The sequence below is a fragment of the Actinocorallia aurea genome, from assembly GCF_054783995.1.
The window spans coordinates 16680-32874 of record NZ_BAAGPQ010000010.1 but is presented as its reverse complement, the minus strand read 5'-3'; the positions used below and the strand labels follow the sequence as shown (position 1 = coordinate 32874).

General features: G+C 72.8%; 5 protein-coding genes. 4 read left to right on the top strand and 1 reads right to left on the bottom strand.

What is annotated here, in order from left to right; translation table 11 throughout:
- Positions 1-169 precede the first annotated feature (169 nt).
- Positions 170-913, bottom strand: coding sequence for a sporulation protein (locus tag ACYVOM_RS11390; RefSeq protein ID WP_460303256.1), 744 nt, complete (start codon positions 911-913; stop codon positions 170-172).
- Between the two features lie 148 nt (positions 914-1061).
- Here ACYVOM_RS11390 and ACYVOM_RS11385 point away from each other — a divergent pair, with 148 nt between their 5' ends.
- From ACYVOM_RS11385 to ACYVOM_RS11370, 4 genes are all read left to right on the top strand, one after another.
- Positions 1062-1625, top strand: a complete 564-nt coding sequence (locus ACYVOM_RS11385) for an HAD domain-containing protein (protein ID WP_460303255.1) — start codon at positions 1062-1064, stop codon at positions 1623-1625.
- A gap of 87 nt (positions 1626-1712) precedes the next feature.
- A complete protein-coding gene (locus ACYVOM_RS11380; protein ID WP_460303254.1) occupies positions 1713-2081 on the top strand; it encodes a hypothetical protein in 369 nt (122 codons plus the stop codon).
- A 57-nt stretch (positions 2082-2138) separates the two neighbouring features.
- Positions 2139-2645: a carbonic anhydrase gene (locus ACYVOM_RS11375; protein ID WP_460303253.1), complete on the top strand. Its 507-nt coding sequence runs from the start codon at positions 2139-2141 to the stop codon at positions 2643-2645.
- Positions 2646-3212: 567 nt separating this feature from the next.
- Positions 3213-16184 (top strand): hemopexin repeat-containing protein, encoded by a 12972-nt coding sequence (locus tag ACYVOM_RS11370; RefSeq protein ID WP_460303252.1) that lies wholly within the window; start codon positions 3213-3215, stop codon positions 16182-16184.
- Positions 16185-16195 lie beyond the last annotated feature (11 nt).

Genomic DNA, 16195 nt, shown 5'->3' with positions numbered 1-16195 from the left:
CCGGTCCTGCGCGGTCGGTGTGGAGGCGTCCCGCGGGCGTACCTCACATCCCTCCTGTATTCCCGGCGCACCCCCGTCCCGGGAAGCCGGGCGGCAAAGACTGCCCCATGCCGTACGGATCGCTCAGATCAGGCGCGGGCGCCGTTCGCTGCATGCCGCCGCGGACCGGTCAGCGGCGCCAGTGGGCGTCGAGGTGGGAGGTGAGCCACGTGGCGGCGGCTGCGGCGTCGAGCGCGGGGTCGAGGGGGTAGGGGCCGAAGGTGCCGAGGATGAGGGCCAGGGAATCGGGCCGGGCGGCGAAGACGAGGGGGAGGCGGTCGCCGGGGGAGCGGCGGTAGGCGGAGGGGAAGAACGCCTCGATCTCCTGCCAGAAAGGGAGGGACCGGGTGGCGTCGCCTCTCAGGTTGCCCTGTTTCACTGCGGATTCGCCCAGGCGGAAGCCGAGGGTCGTCAGGGCCTGGAGGAGGGCGTCCTGGGCGGGGAGGGCGTGGACGGCGATCTCGTCGAAGTCGCCGCGGTCGATCGCGGTGTCGATCTTCAGCGTGGTGCGGAACGCGGCCCGGGTCCCGCGCAGGCGGCGGCCGTCGGCGTGCGTCAGCGGCATCTCCCACGGGACGGCGCATTCGACGCGGCGCACGAGGGTCTCGCCGGCCGCGAGGGTGAACGCGGGGAGTTCGAAGGAGGCGACGGGTTCCGGCCGCTTCCAGGCGAGTTCGCCGCCGTCCTGTTCGAGGGCCCCGACCCGGATGACCAGCTCGATCGCCAGGGCCTCGACCCGTACGTCGGCGCCGCCGCCCTGCAGCGTCACGGTAGCGCCGACGGGCTCGCCGGGCCGCAGTGCCGTCCGGTCCAGCACCGTCTCGACGTGCGGCGCCTTCGCGCCGAGCGTGTTGAAGAACGTGCGAAGCCCCATGGAAACCCCCGTCGCGCCCGCGCTGCCGCGCCACTCTAGGGCCCGGCCGTCCCGGCCGCATGAGGCCGGTGTCCCGCTCCGGCCGTGACGTGGAAAACCGGCTGACTTCCCGCGGACGTCGATGCATGCTGAAAGCCGTGAGAGCCGCATGACGCATGCGCGACTGGAGGACATGGCCGTGTCCCGACCCCCCGCCCTGCTCGTCGACGTCGACGGCGTCCTCAACCCGTTCCGCAGGCGCTCGGCGGGCTTCACCGTGCACCGGCTGCAGCCCTCGGGCGGCACCGCGGAGTACGACGTCGCGCTGAACCCCGCGCACGGCGGCCTGCTGACCGCGTTCGCCGCCCGTCACGGCGTCGAACTCGTGTGGGCGACGATGTGGACCGACGATGCGAACCTGCTGATCGGCCCGCTGGTCGGCCTGCCGGAACTGCCTGTGGTCCCGATCCCCCGGCAGGATCTCGCCGACCCCGGCAGGGCGACCCTGGGCGCGTGGAAGGCGCAGCACATCGCTGCCTGGGCCGACCGCCGCCCGTTCGTCTGGCTGGACGACGAGAGCGACGCCGCCCATCATCTGGCACTGCGCCGCGAGGCGGGCGAGGTGGGCGATCATCTCGTCGTCCGGGTGCCCTCGGGGTCCGGGCTGACGCCCAGGCATCTGGCCAAGGCGGCCAAGTGGTTCGCGGCGGTCAGCGGACCGCTGTCCGCGTGAACCGCATGCCCGGACCACTTTTGAACCGCGCCCCCGCTGGTAACACTGAGTAACCAGCGGGCATCCTCGACGGACGGAGGGGGAGCGTTGGGCGCGAGGCCGATGATCTGGTCGATCATGCTCGCGTTGGCGCTGCTCGTCCCGCCGCTGACGGGCTCCGGGGCCGAACGCCCGATCCGCGCGCTCGCGAGCGCGGTGTCCGCCGCGCCGGCGCCCGGCGGCGCGGCCCCGGAACAGGACCGCAGGGACACCACGGCCACCGAGGACGCGAGCGCGTTCCCGGGCACGACCCGGCCGCGCTCCGCACCGAGGTCCCGCTCCGCCGAACGTCTCGCCTCCCCGCCGCGGCTCCGCTCGCCTTCGCGGGCCGAGCCCTTCGTCGCGCGTCCGGCGGCCCTGCCGCGCTCGGCGCACGGCCCCAGGACGCAGGCGCTGCTCCAGGTGTTCCGCTGCTGACAGGTGCGTGTTCCCGCATCCACCGTCATCCGGCACGCCTTTTCGAACCGAGGAACCATGGAGCCACTCACGCATGCCCGCACGGCGCCCGCCGCCGCGGCCCGCACCCTGCTCATCGCCTGCTGCGACGCCCAGCTCGATCCCGCGCGGCTCGCCGGCGCCGAACCCGGCACCTGCCTGGAACTGCGCACCTTCGGCAACGTCGTCCCGCCGTACCGTCCGCACCGCGTCACCGCCGAGGCCGCCACCATCGCCTACGCGACCGAGATCCTGGGCGTCGCGGAGATCGTCGTGCTCGGCCACTCCGGCTGCGGCGCGGTCGCCGCCCTGCAACCGGGCGGGCTGCGCATCCGCGGCTTCGACGCCTGGTGGTGGCTCACCCGCAGCGGCAACACCGCTCCGCCCGGCCCTGAGGACCCCGGCCTGACCCACCTGCGCGTCCAGGTCGGCAAGCTCCTCCGCTACCCGAAGATCAAACGCCGCCTCGCCGAAGGCCGCCTGACCCTGCGCGCCCACTACGCCGACCAAGACGCCATCACCACCCTGGAGCCACCTCACGCCTGACCCGAAGGGCCCCGGCCGCCGTCGACCGGGGCCCGCACACGTTGACGGCCCGATGCCGAACGGGCGCGACGCCCTCGCCCGCTCCCCGGCGACGCGCCCGGTGACGGCCCGGACGGGCGAATCGGTGGCGCGGATCCTCTTCGAGGGTCGTGCCGGACCCGCCGCCGGACGCTTCCGCATCCGGCCACCGGGTCTTCTCTTGATCGTTCCAGTGACTCCCCGAATCATCCTGAATGGCCTTATGGAAACACGCGGTGGTCCATGTCCGGTCCCGCCCGGGGGAGATTGACGTTCTCGTGCGCGCCGGATTGCGGCGGCTGACGAATTTCGTGTCGCGCGGTGCCGTCGAGCGGCGATGTCTGATGTGACGGCCCGTGATGTGTCATTTCCCGTGGAACCGCAACCGCTGTCAATCCAGGCATTCGGGACGTGCAGCAGTGCGCGCTGAACTGGACCTTTCCCCCGAACGGGCGATTTGTCCGATAGTTGGGTTTTTGGTGTGGTGGGAAATGAGGATGGGTTCTATGGCTTTTTAGTAAGTGGTCGGGATTGTCGGCTTTCGGGAGCATGAGGCGCCGTTCCTGCGGCGGCCTCGGCGACTGGGAGATGAACACGATGGTGAGTGAGCGAACGTCACCCGACTACGCGCGTCTGTTCGGTGAACTGCGCTTTTCCGAACGCGACGACGCACGGTCGGTCTGGTCGCCGGCCGCGTATTTCGTGGAGCTGCTCGGGCTGCTGGAGGGGACGTTCGACCGCCCGGAACTGCTGGAGCGGCGGCCCGATCTGACCCGGATCGTGCTGGACAAGGAGAACACCTTCACCGAGACCGCCTACCTCGACATCGTCAACGAGGTGCTGGAGCGGCTCGTCGGGGATCAGCCGTATGAGACGCTGCGCAAGGCGGTGCACCCGTTCGGGCTGCCGTTCTCGCTCAAGTCCGAGCGGTTGCGGGTCGCCTTGGAGGAGCTGAAGGCGACGCCGGAGGAGCTCTACCGGCTCTTCGCCGCCCAGGTCGACCACGACGTGGCCGCCCGCGAGTACCTCGGGCTCACCCCCGAGGACGTCGCGGTCATCACCACCACCGCCGCGGACACCGCGGCGATCGGCGCACGCTACGGTCTCGCCGCCGACGAGACCCTCGCCGCGCTGCGCGTCACCCGCCGGTTCGCCGAGGCCACCGGCCTCACCGACGCCCAGATCCGCGAACTCGTCGCGCTCCCCAGCCTGATCCTCCCCGACGGGCGGACCGCGCTCAACGCCGACGAGACGTCGCTCGCCCCGTCCGCCGACACCGACCTCCCGCTCGCCTGGCTCGACCGCGCGCACCGCCTGATCCGGCTGGCCCGAAGGACCCGTCTGACCCTCACCGACCTCGACCTCGTGCTGAGTTCCTGCGCCGCGGGCCGCCTCGACCTCGCCGCCCTTCGCGCGGTCGCCGCCGTGGTCCGGCTCGGCAAGGCGCACGGACAGGCGCCCGCCGACGTCTGCGGCCTGGTCCTGCCGTGGAAGCCGGCCGTCGGCGTGACCGTCGAGACCTGCGCGGGCGACATCCTCACTCCCGCCAACCGCGACTACAGGTTCCGTCTCTCCCGGCTCATCGGCGTCGCCGAGCCCGACCTCGTCCAGGTCGTCCGCCGGTACCGGGAGCACTACGCCGACCGCGAGCCCAGCCCGTTCGACCGGGGCGTGGTCGGGCTGCCGGAGATCTCCCTGCTGCGCCGCACAGGGCTGCTCGCGGCGGCGCTCGGCCTGGGCACGGACGAGTTGTTCGACGTGATCGTGTCCCTGGAAGGAGACCCGTCGCTCCAGCGGTACACCACGTTCGGGGTGCTGGGCGGGCCCGGCAAGGAGACCCGCGACCTGCACAGGGTGCTGGAGGGCGGCGCGCCCGAGCAGGCACTGTGGCTCGCGCAGACCCTCTTCGCGGTCGTCGCGTGGATGCGGACCTCGGGGTTCGACGGCGCCGAGCTCGCCGGAATCCTCGGCGGAAGGCCCGAGCCGGTCCAGAACGGCGGCACCGCGCTGTTCGCGCGGCTCCGCACCGAACTCGGCGCGGTCGCCTTCACCCCGCAGACCCTGCTGTCGGACAGGTTCACCGCCCGCTCCGCCCGGGTGCTGCACGACGTGCTCATCACCCGCCGGGACGGTGTCGTGGCGGCCGTCGGAAGCAAGCTGCTGGAGGTGGACCGACCGAAGGCCGAGGCGGCGGCCTACCTCGCCGTCACCGACCTCGGCGCGGTCTTCCCGTCCGACTTCACCGGCCTCGGCCTGGGCGACCGCCTCCAGGAGAAGATCTTCCGCAACCTCGTGTTCCGGGGCGTCGTCGGCGCGGACGGGTCGCTCGCCGCGCCGCCCGACGCGCTCGTCCTCGCCGAGGACTTCCTGCCCCAACGCGCCGCCCTCTTCGACCTCATCGCCGACGAGGCCGACGGCGCCGCGGCGTTCCACCCGTCGCATCTGGAGCGGCTCGGCGGGCTCGCCCCGGCGCTGCGCGCCGAGCTGTACGACAACCTCCTGCACCTCGGCCACGTCACCGAGGACGGCGAGCTGACCGATCCCGACTTCTTCCGTGACCCGGCCAACGTCGAGTCGTTCGCGGTGAACGTCGATCTGACGGACGCAGCGGAGCCCGTCGCCGAGCTGCTCCTCGACCGGCTCGCCTTCTTCCGCGACGAGCCCCTGGCCCTCGACCCCGCGGTCCTGGCCGGCCTTCGCCTCACCGACGCCCAGCAGGCCCGGCTCGTCGAGAGCCTGCGGTTCAACGGACACCTCGACGCCGACGGCGACTTCACCGACAAGGCCTCGCTCCTGCACCTGGATCCCGCCGAGTTCGGACTCGCCACCGAGTTCGCGGTGCTGCGCCAGGGAGTCCTGCGCGCCCTGCGCGGCCAGGTCGCCGAGTTCCGCGCCGAGCTGACGACCTTCACCGCCGAGGACTTCGCGGCCCTCGCCGACGGCCTCGCCGCCCGCCGCGCCTTCACCGCGCTCAACGGCTTCGAGCTGGAGGACGGCCGCGTCACCGATCCCGCGGCGTTCACCGACCCGGAGGGCTCCGTCGACCTGGGCGTGCACTTCACCGCCGCCGACGCCGCCGCGGTGTTCCAGCGGCTCGCCGGAGTCGTCAGCGCCGAGGCCCCCTACCGGCTCGCCCCCGGCGCGCTGACCCGCCTCGGTCTCGACCCCGAGCAGGCCGAAGCATTGCTCGACCACCTCGTCGCCACCGGGGAGCTCACCGACCGGCACGCGGTGTCCCGGGCCCGCCTCGGCTACTTCGCCAGCGCCGACAACTCCCTGGACTTCGCGCTTCCCCGCATGGGCGACTACGCGCGCGAGGTCTTCTTCCTCCTGCACGACGTCGCCAAGGCCCTGACCTCCGCCATCACCGAGATCGCCGACCGGCTCACCGCGCTCGCCGCCAAACAGGATGAGACCCTTCACGCCTGCCTGTCCGACGTCCTCGGCCTCGACAAGGAGACGGTCAAGGCGCTCACCTCCTGCGTCGCGGGCGGCGAGCGGGAGGTCCGCGCCCTGTTCGCGCGGCCCGCCCTCGACCTGGAGACGCCCCCCGACGATCCCCGGCTGCTCCTGGCCCACCGCAGGATCCACAGGTTCGCGCTGCTGGCGGCCAAGCTCGGCCTGCGCGCCGCCGAGGTCCGCGCGGTCTTCGCCGACCAGGACCTCACCGGCAAGTTCCCCGAGCCCCTCACCCTGCCGCCCGGCGTCACCCGCATCCAGGCCCTGCTCGACGCGGGCGACGGCGTGATCCTGCTGTTCGGCGACGACGGCGGCTACTGGACCTACTCGGCGGACACCCGGGCCCGCACGAGCTCCGCGCGCAAGCCGCTGGCCGACCTCTCGCCGCGCCTCGCCGCCGTCACCGTCGTGGACGCCGCGTTCGTCCGTCCCGACGGAGTCTCCTGGCTCGTCGGACGCGACGCGCAGGGCGCCACACTCGTCTTCACCCGCGAGAAGGGCGGCACCCGCTGGGCCCTCAAGACGCAGGCCTGGGGGAAGGTGAAGAACGCCTTCGCCGACCCCGCCCGGATCGACGGCGCCTTCACCGACTCCGACGGCCGCACGTTCCTGTTCGCCGGAGACCAGTACGTGCGCTACTCCGCCGGATACGACGCCGTGGACGAGGGCTACCCCCGCGACGTCGCCGAGTGGCGCTCCCGCGAGAGCCTGCCCGTGCCGCCGGTCCGCGAACCCGTGGACGCCTGCTTCCAGGACCCCGACGGCGTCGTGCACGTGTTCGCGGGCGACCGCTGGATCACCGCGGCCGGGACGCGGCCCGCCGCCGAGGTGTGGGGGAGGACCGGCTCGGCCTTCGCCGATCCCAAGAACATCCACGGCGCCTACGCGACGCCCACCGCGGTCCATCTGCTCGCGGGCGCGGAGGAGCTGCGGTACTCCGACAGCATCGAGAACCCCGGCGTCCGCGCCGACGAAGGCGCCTCCCGCAAGCTCCAGGGCGTGCCCCCGTACTTCGAGAACGGGATCGACGCGGCCTTCACCGACCCGTCCGGGATCCTGCACCTGTTCAAGGGCGGCAAGACCCTAGCGCTCGCCGGCCCGAGCACCTCGACCGCCGAGACCGCGGAGCGGTGGGGCAGGCTCGCCCCGCCGCTGCCCAGCGGCAGGGTGGACGCGGCCTTCGCCGGACTCGACGGCCGCACCTACCTGTTCAGCGGCGACACCTACCTGCGCTACTCCACCGGCGACTACTCGGCCGTGGACTCCGGGTTCCCCCGGCGGATCGCGGGCGACTGGGGCGGCCTGACCAAGGTGGACGCCTCCTTCGTCATGGACGGTCGCACCTACCTGTTCGGCACCGGCGGCGTGCTGCGGGAGATCCCCGCAGACCACCAGCCCGACCTCGACGCGGGGCGGCTCACCCCCGCGCTGCGCGCCCTCTTCCTTGAGCACGGCCTCACCGTCACCGCGCTGAAGGGCGCCGCGCCGCGCTGGGAGCTCACCACCGGGGAGGGCGTCGCGGTCACCGTCGTCAAGGAAGGGCTGCGGCTCAAGGCGCGCGGAGACGGCGGAGCCTTCTACGTCCGCTACTCCGGCCGCGACTACCGCACGCCGGACGCCGGCTTCCCCAAGCCGCTGTCCGACAACTGGTGGAACATGCCCGACAAGATGCGGCTCGGTCCGGTGGACGCGGTCTTCACCGGAAGCGACCAGCGCACCTACCTCTTCTCCGGCGACCGGTTCGTCAGGTTCGACGCCAGGCACCGGTGGTGGTCGGAGCCGATGACGCTGGCCGAGAAGTGGGACAGCCTTCCCTTCCCGCGGGTCGACGCGGCCTTCGTCGGCGTGGACGGCCGCACCTACCTGTTCTCCGGCGACCGGTACGTCCGCTACTCCACCGACGACTACACCGAGGTCGACGACGGCTACCCCGCCGCCATCACCGGCCTGTGGGGGCGCGTGCCGCACACCCTCGCCCGCAGCGGGCGGGTGGACGCCGCGTTCGCCCTCGCCGTCACCGAGAAGATCGACGGCGTGGACGTCACCCGCGACCGCACCTACCTCTTCTCCGGGGACCAGTTCGTCCGCTACACCGGCACGGACCTGTCGGTGGTCGACCCGGGCTATCCGCGCCGGATCTCGGCGCTCTCCGGCGAGCCCGGCCTGGGCGCGCTGCCCGTCACCCTCGACGGCGTCGACGCGGCCTTCGCCGACCGGCGCACCGCGTACCTGTTCCGCGACGGCGAGTGCCACGCCGTCTCCACGACCTCCTACCGCCGCTACGACGACCTGCCCATCGCGGGCCTGCGCTGCGCATACGTCGAGGACGGCGCGATCATCGCCGAGACCGCCCAAGGCTGGCAGCGGCTCTCGGCGCTGGAAGCGCGCTCGGTCACCTCGGCCCCCTTCCGGCCGCGCGCCCTGCGCACCGTGCCCTCCCGGTACACGAGCGGCCTGGACGCCGTCCTCACCGGAGCGGACGGCATCACCTACCTGTTCCGCGGCCCGTCCTGCTTCAACACCCAGGTCGGCCGCGACTACCCGATCGCCGAGGAGTGGGGCCGCCCCCGCGACGTGCTGCGCGAGACCGGCACCGTGGACGCGGCCTTCGTCGGCCGCGACGGGAAGACCTACCTGTTCAGCGGCGACCAGTTCGTCACGCACGCGCCCGGCGCGGCGGCGGCCGAGGGCGACCCGCAGCCGATCGCCGCGCACTGGGCCGGGCTCGACGGCGTCGCGCTGGCCTACGTGCACCGCGACCGGACCCACCTGTTCAGCAGGCCGGACGCCTCGGGAATGGTCCGGCACGTCGTCTACTCCGGCGACACCTACACCGTGCCGGACCGCGGCTACCCCGTCACGGTCGAGGCCGGCGCCGTGTTCGCGGGCGCGCCCGGCGACCTGGCCTTCCCCGACGCCGTCCTCGTCGAGGGCGGCAACCTGGTGCTGCTGGCGGGCAAGGAGTGCGTCTCCTACGACGACCGGACCGGGGCCTGGTCGATCGTCCGCCCGATCGAGCGGCTCTACCCCGGCTTCGGCCGCGACCTCGACGCCCCCGACGGCCTGCGCTCGGCGCTGCGGGCCGCCGACGGCACCCTCTGGTTCTTCTTCGCCGACACGTGCGCGCCGTTCCGCGACGAGGCCTTCGGCGCCCGCGTCCGGGTCCGCGACCAGTGGGGGCGCACGCCCAACCCGTTCCTCGCCGCGGGCGCCACGGTCGACGCGGCGTACGTGTGGCGCGGCGGGCAGACCTACCTGTTCTCCGGCGACCGGTACGTCCGCTACACCGGCCGCCTCTACCGGCACGTCGACCCGGGCTACCCCAAGCCCATCGCCGGGAACCTGCGCGCCGAGGAGCCGTTCCGGAACCTGCCCGAGGCGTTCGAGGACGCCCTGGACCGGCCCCTCGACGCGGTCGTCGGCAACGACAGGACCGTCCACGTGCTCACCGGCGGGATCTGCCACACCGCCTCCGCGGAGCCCGCCGCGTCGTTCCCGCTCGGCGTGCTCGGGCGGATCCGCAACAACCTCGCCGAGACCGGCCGGGTGGACGCCGCGCTCGTCCGGGACCGGAGGATCTACCTGTTCTCCGGCGACCAGTACGTCAGGTATTCCGGCTCCGACCGCACGGCCATAGACGACGGCTACCCCCGCGCGCTGGCCGACCTGTCCGCCGAACTGGGCCTGCCGCCCCTCCCGCCCGCCTTCCAGGACGGACTGGACGCCGCGTTCCGCGGCCCGGACGGCGTCGTCCGCCTCTTCAAGGGCCGCCAGGTCCTGGCCGCCGGGGCCGTCGAGGCGGTGGCGGGCCGCTGGGGCAGGGTCCGCAACGCCTTCGACGGGGGGAAGGTGGACGCCGCGTTCACCGCGCCGTCCGGCGAGCTGTACGCCTTCAGCGGCGACCAGTACGTCCGCTACCCGGCCGCAGGACCGCTGGAGTACGTCGAGCCCGGCTACCCCAGGACCGTCCGGGACGACTGGGGCGACGCCCCGCCGGAGTTCGAGGCGGGCCCCGACGGCGCCTTCGTCCTCGACGGCCGCACCTACCTCCTGAAGGGCGACCGGTACCTGCGGTACTCCGGCCCCTACCACCAGGTGGACCGGACCTTCCCGCAGGAGTTCCGGCACCGCTGGTCCGGCACCGCCGACTACCGGCTGACCGACGTGCACGCGATCGTCCGGTTCGCCGCGCTGTGCCGCCAGGGCAGGGACGGCCTCGCCGCGTTCTTCCTCGACGGCGCCGAAGACCCCTACGCCTACCTCGCGACCACCTTCGGCTGGCCCCTGGAGGAGGTGAGGTGGGCCCGCCGGAACATGGGCCTGCTGCGGCCCGACACCCGCGAGGAGCACCTGTTCGAGATCGAGTTCCTGCTCACCCTCACCGACGCGTTCGGCGCCGCGGGCAAGCTCGGCCTCGGCCTTCCCGAGCTCTACGACGTCTGGACGAAGATCTTCGGCCCGGCCCCCGACCTCGACGCCGCCTCCGCCGCGCTGCGCGCCGCGGTGGAGCGCAGGACCGCCCCGCAGGAGTGGAAGAAGGTCTCCGGCGCGATGCGGGACCGGCTGAACGTCCGCAAGCGCGACGCGCTCGTGGCCCGGCTGACCCCGTTGCACGGCAACTCGCGCGACCTGTACGAGCGCTACCTCATCGACGTCGACATGGGCGGGCAGGGCACCACCTCCCGCGTCCGCGAGGCCATCGCCGCCACCCAGCTCTACCTCCAGCGCTACCTGCTCGGCCTGGAGACGGTGAAGCTGCCCGCGGGCGCCGACCCCGAGGCCGTCCGGAGCCGGCTGCGCACCTGGTGGGGCTGGATGCGCAGCTACCGCACCTGGGAGGCCAACCGGAAGGTCTTCCTGTACCCGGAGAACTACCTGCGGCCCGAACTGCGCGACCGCAAGACCCCCGCGTTCTCCGCCCTCCAGGACGACCTCCTGCAAGGCGACATCACCGCCCCCGCCGTCCAGGCCGCCTACAAGCGCTACCTCGACGAGTACACCGAGGTGTCGCGCCTGACGATCGCGGGCGGCTACGTCTACCGGCCGGACGGGGCCGCGGCGGACGTGCGGCGGCTCGTCCTGTTCGGCAGGACCCGCACCGAGCCGCGCCGCTACTACCACCGGGAGGCGGAGTTCCGCGACGGCGGCAAGCTGTCGGCCGCCTGGCAGCCCTGGCAGAAGGTCGACGCCCAGATCAGCGCGGACCGGGTCGATCCGGTGCACGCCTTCGGCCGGGTCTTCGTGTTCTGGTCGGCGGTCGAGCCGGTGCCGCCCGCGGACCCGTCGAAGATCACCGTCACCGCGACGACGTCCGGGGACAGCCAGAAGGTCAGCACGCCGCCGCCGCGCTACCAGGTCAAGATCTACTACTCGTTCCGCAACCTCGACGGCGCGTGGGTCGGCTCGCAGGTCCTGGCCGCCGACACCGAACGGATCGGCCAGATCACCGACGTCGGCCTGTACGTCCAGGCGTCGCGGACGGTGCTGGACGGCAGCGCGCACGACTCGATCGTCGTGCAGTGCACCTACAAGGACGCCGGCGGGACGGCGGTCACCTCGGCGTTCACCCTCACGCCCGAGCTGTACGGGCTGCCCACCGCGACGGTCGTCGCCCCGCCCCGGTCGGCCGACCTGTCCCGGCTGTTCGCCGAACCGGCGGGCACCCCCATCACCGAGGCCCAGGTCGTCAGGTTCAACGCGCCCGCCGACGCCCAGGACGGGCCCTGGTTCAGCGTGGACCACAAGGGCGGCAGCTTCCTGTGCCGCCCCGTCGCCGGCCCCGCGGACCCGGCCCCGCTCCAGCCGTTCAAGGGCAACGCCGACCGGCTGCCCACCACCTGGGACCGGGTGGACGCCGCCTTCCGCCTCGCCGACGGCACCCTGTACTTCTTCGACGCGGCGGGAGGGAAGTACATCGCCGCCGCGCCGGACAAGGTGACGTCCCGGCAGACCCGGCAGACGACCGCCGACCGGTTCGGCGTCATCGGCACCCGGCTGCTGAGCACGGGCACCGTCGACGCGGGGCTCGTGCGGGGCGACAAGGTCTTCCTGTTCAGCGGCGACGAGTACTACCGCTACCCGACGGAGCCGTTCGGCGCGCTCGACCCCGGCTACCCCAAGAAGATCGCCTCGAACACCGAGAACCTGCCGCGGTGGACGGGCATCGACGCGGCCTTCACCCTCCCGGGAGGCGCCGAGGGTTTCTACTCGCGCTCCCTCGACGGCTTCGTCACCTCCACCGCGCTCGGCACCGTCCGCTCGACCCGCGAGTGGCCGCTCGGCGGGAGCGGCATCGACTGGGTCCACCAGAAGGACGGCCAGGTCTTCCTGGTGCGCAACGGGCAGTACGTGCGGCTGAGGCCCGACGGCACCGCCGACCATCCGCCCCGCCCGCTCTCCCGCAACCCCGACGGCCTGCCTCCCAGCCAGCCGGGGCCCGTGCTGCGGTTCGGCTCCACCACCCTCGCCTTCGACAACCCGAAAGGCGTCTACACCCTCACCGGCGACGGCGGCACTGAGCAGAAGCCGACCCGCGACCTCGGCCGGGTGCCGACCGAGTTCGGCAGGACCGGGGAGGTCACGGCCGCCTACATCACGGGCGGAAAGCTGTTCCTCGTCGGGCCGCGCGAGTACGTCAGGTACACCCTCGCCGCCGACGGGACCGTCCCCGAGTACATCGACGCGGGCTACCCGAAGCGCACCGCCCAGCCGATCCAGGCGGTCCTCACCCGCGGCGACCAGCGGTACGCCTTCGCCTCCGCCGGCTACGCCCCCGTCGGCGCGGACTGGGAGCCCGGCACACCGGTGGCGCTCCTGCCCTACCAGGGCAACTGGCGCGCCCTGCCCGCGGGATTCCCCGGCTCCTTCACCGGGGCGCTGGAAGGCGACACCCACCTGTACCTGTTCCTCGGGCAGGACTACGCCGCCTACCCGTTCGGCGAGGCCGTCCCGCGGCCCTACGAGGTCGCCGGACTGCCCACCGAGCTGATCCGGCTCACCTCAAGCACGGCCGCCGAGCTGAACCGGCGGCTGCTCACCGGCGGCGTCGCCGCCCTGCTCGACCCCTCCACCCAGGAGCTCGACGAGCTGCCCGCCTTCAGCACCGCGGCCTCCGACGCCTCCACGATCCGGATCCTGCCGCGGATCTCCCCGCACGTCCCCGTCAGCTCGCACCTGGACTTCGACAGCGCCAACGGCCTCTACTACTGGGAGATCTTCTTCCACGCGCCGCTGCTCATCGCGCAGACCCTCAACGGCGCGCAGCGCTTCGAGGATGCCAGGCGCTGGTACGAGTACGTCTTCGACCCGACCCGGCTCACCCGCTACTGGCGGTTCCTGCCGTTCCTGGCCGCCGACGTCGACGCCCTCGTCGCCGGCACCCGCGAGGCCGCGGCCGAACTCGGGTCGAGCACCGTCGAGACGCGGCTCGCGCCCGTGCTCACCGCGCTCCAGGCGCTGACGCCCGCGTTCCGGCGGGCCCGGGACCTCACCGGCACGGAGCTGGCCTACCTGGCCGACCTCGCAGGGAACGGCCTCGACCCCGTCAAGAGCGCCCTGGCGGCCCTGCCCCGCGACGCCCGCCGCGACGCGCTCGCCGAACGCGTCGCGATGATCGGCCGCCTCCGCCGCCAGTACGACCTCATGGGCGACCGCCGCGCGCTCATCCAGGCCTACCTCGACGACCCGTACGACCCGCACGCCATCGCCGCCCTGCGGCCCGAGGCCTACCGGCGCGCCGTCGTCATGGCCTACATCGACAACCTCCTCGACTGGGGCGACCTGTTGTTCCGGCAGTACACCGCCGAGACCGTCGACGAGGCGCGGATGCTCTACGTCTACGCCTACGACCTGCTCGGGCCCCGCCCCGTCACGCTCGGCCCCGCCGCGCTTCCGCCCGCCGCGCCCTACGCCCTCACCGAAGGGGACGGACCCGGCGAGACCGGGCACATCACCGCCGACGGGACCCTGCTGAAGGAGAGCGGGGCCGTCCACGCCGGAGTCGCCAACCCCTACTTCCACGTCCCCGGCAACGAGCTGTTCCAGGAGTACTGGACCCGCGTCGAGGACCGGCTCGCCAAGATCCGGGCGTCGCTCGACATCATGGGCGTGGCCCGGCCGCTCCCGCTGTTCGACCCGCCCCTGGACGTCATGGCGCTGGTGCGCGGCGCGGCCGAGGGCGGCGGCGCGGACCTGGCGATCGCGGCGGCCGCGGGGCCCGCCTCGGTGTACCGGTTCGACTTCGTCCTGCAGCGCGCCCGCGAGCTGACCGACCGGCTCCGCCAGCTCGGCACCGACCTCCTGGAGGCCATCGACCGGCGCGACAACGAGGAGCTGTCCCTGCTGCGCCAGCGCCAGGACGGCGAGATCATCGCGCTCACCCGGAAGATCAAGGAACTCCAGGTCAAGATCGCCGAGGAGGGCGTCGCCGACGCGATCGACGCCAGGGCCGCGGCCGAGATGCGCGTCGGGCACTACCAGAAGCTCATCGACGACGGCATGTCCCCGTGGCAGAAGGCCCAGATCGCGATGATGTCGCTCGGCGCCATCGGCCAGTTCGTGTCCGCCGGACTGAAGATCGGCTCCGGCATCGCCGCGGCCGTCCCGCAGGGCAAGGTCGGTCCCTTCATCGTCGGCATCGAGACCGGCGGCCTCCAGATGAGCAAGTTCCTGGACGCGGCCGGAGAGGTCTCGGCCAGCCTCGGCGAGGGCTTCAGCATGATCGGCGAGGTGCTCGGCATCCGGGCCGAGTTCGACAGCCAGGAGCAGGACTGGAGGTTCCAGCTCGCCACCAGCCGCTCCGACGTCGTCCAGGTCGGCCACCAGGTCGTCACCGCCGACCTCCAGCTCGCCATCGCCCGCCGCGAACTGGAGATCCACGACCGCGAGGCCGCCCAGCACGCCGCCGTCACCGACTTCCTCACCGCCAAGTTCACCGGGCCCCAGCTCTACGGCTGGATGGTCGGGCAGGTCTCCGGCCTGTACTTCCAGACCTACCGGATGGCCCACGACATGGCCCGCGCGGCCGAGCGCGCCTACGAGGCGGAGCGGGGCGCCGCCCCCGGGCTCATCCGGCCGAACTACTGGGACTCACGGCGCAAGGGCCTGCTCGCCGCCGACCAGCTCTCCTTCGACCTCGACCGGCTCGGCCAGGCCTACTTCGACACCGACGCGCGCGGCCTGGAGATCACCAAGCGGGTGTCGCTGCTCGCCCTCGACGCGCCCGCCCTGCTCGCCCTGCGCGACACCGGACGCTGCGAGTTCGCGCTCACCGAGACCCTGTTCGACCGCGACTTCCCCGGCCACTACCAACGGCGCATCAAGACCGTGAGCGTCTCCTTCGTCACCGCCGAAGGCCCCGTGACCGCCAACGCCACCCTCACCCAGATCGACAACAAGACGGTCCTCACCCCCGACCCCAAGGCCGTCCGCTTCCTCCTCGACCCGAAGGGGGAGCCGCCGGAGAGCCTGCGCGGGGACTGGCGGCCCGGCCAGCGGATCGCGCTGTCGGAGGTCGAGGGCGGCGACGACAGCGGCATGTTCGAGCTGCGCTACGACGACCAGCGCTACCTGCCGTTCGAAGGCACCGGCGCGGTGTCCCGCTGGCGGCTGGAGACCCGCAGGGCGCCCGCCGGACTCGTCGACGTCGTGGTGACCGTCCGCTACACCGCGCAGGACGGAGGCGAGGCCTTCGGGACCGCCGTGCGCGGACTCCTCAAGCCCTACCCCTCGGCGGTGTTCGTGGACGTCGCGACGGCGTTCCCCGAGGAGTGGGAGGAGTTCACCGCCGGTGACGGCAAGGAACTCCTCCTGCCCGTCACCCCCGACCTGTTCCCCGGGATGTCCGGACGGCAGGTCACCGGGATCGTCGCGCAGTACGGCACGCCCGGGGGAGAGGGGCGGTTCCTGCTGCACGGCGACCCTTCCCTCGCGCTCACCGCGGGCCGGCTCGTGCAGACGCCCGGCCTGAACGCCGACAACCGCCCCTGGCGCCTCACCGCCAACGGCGACCCCGCCGCGCTCGACGGCTTCGCCCTCGTCCTGCTCTACCGCGCGATCCCCTAGGAAGCGATCAC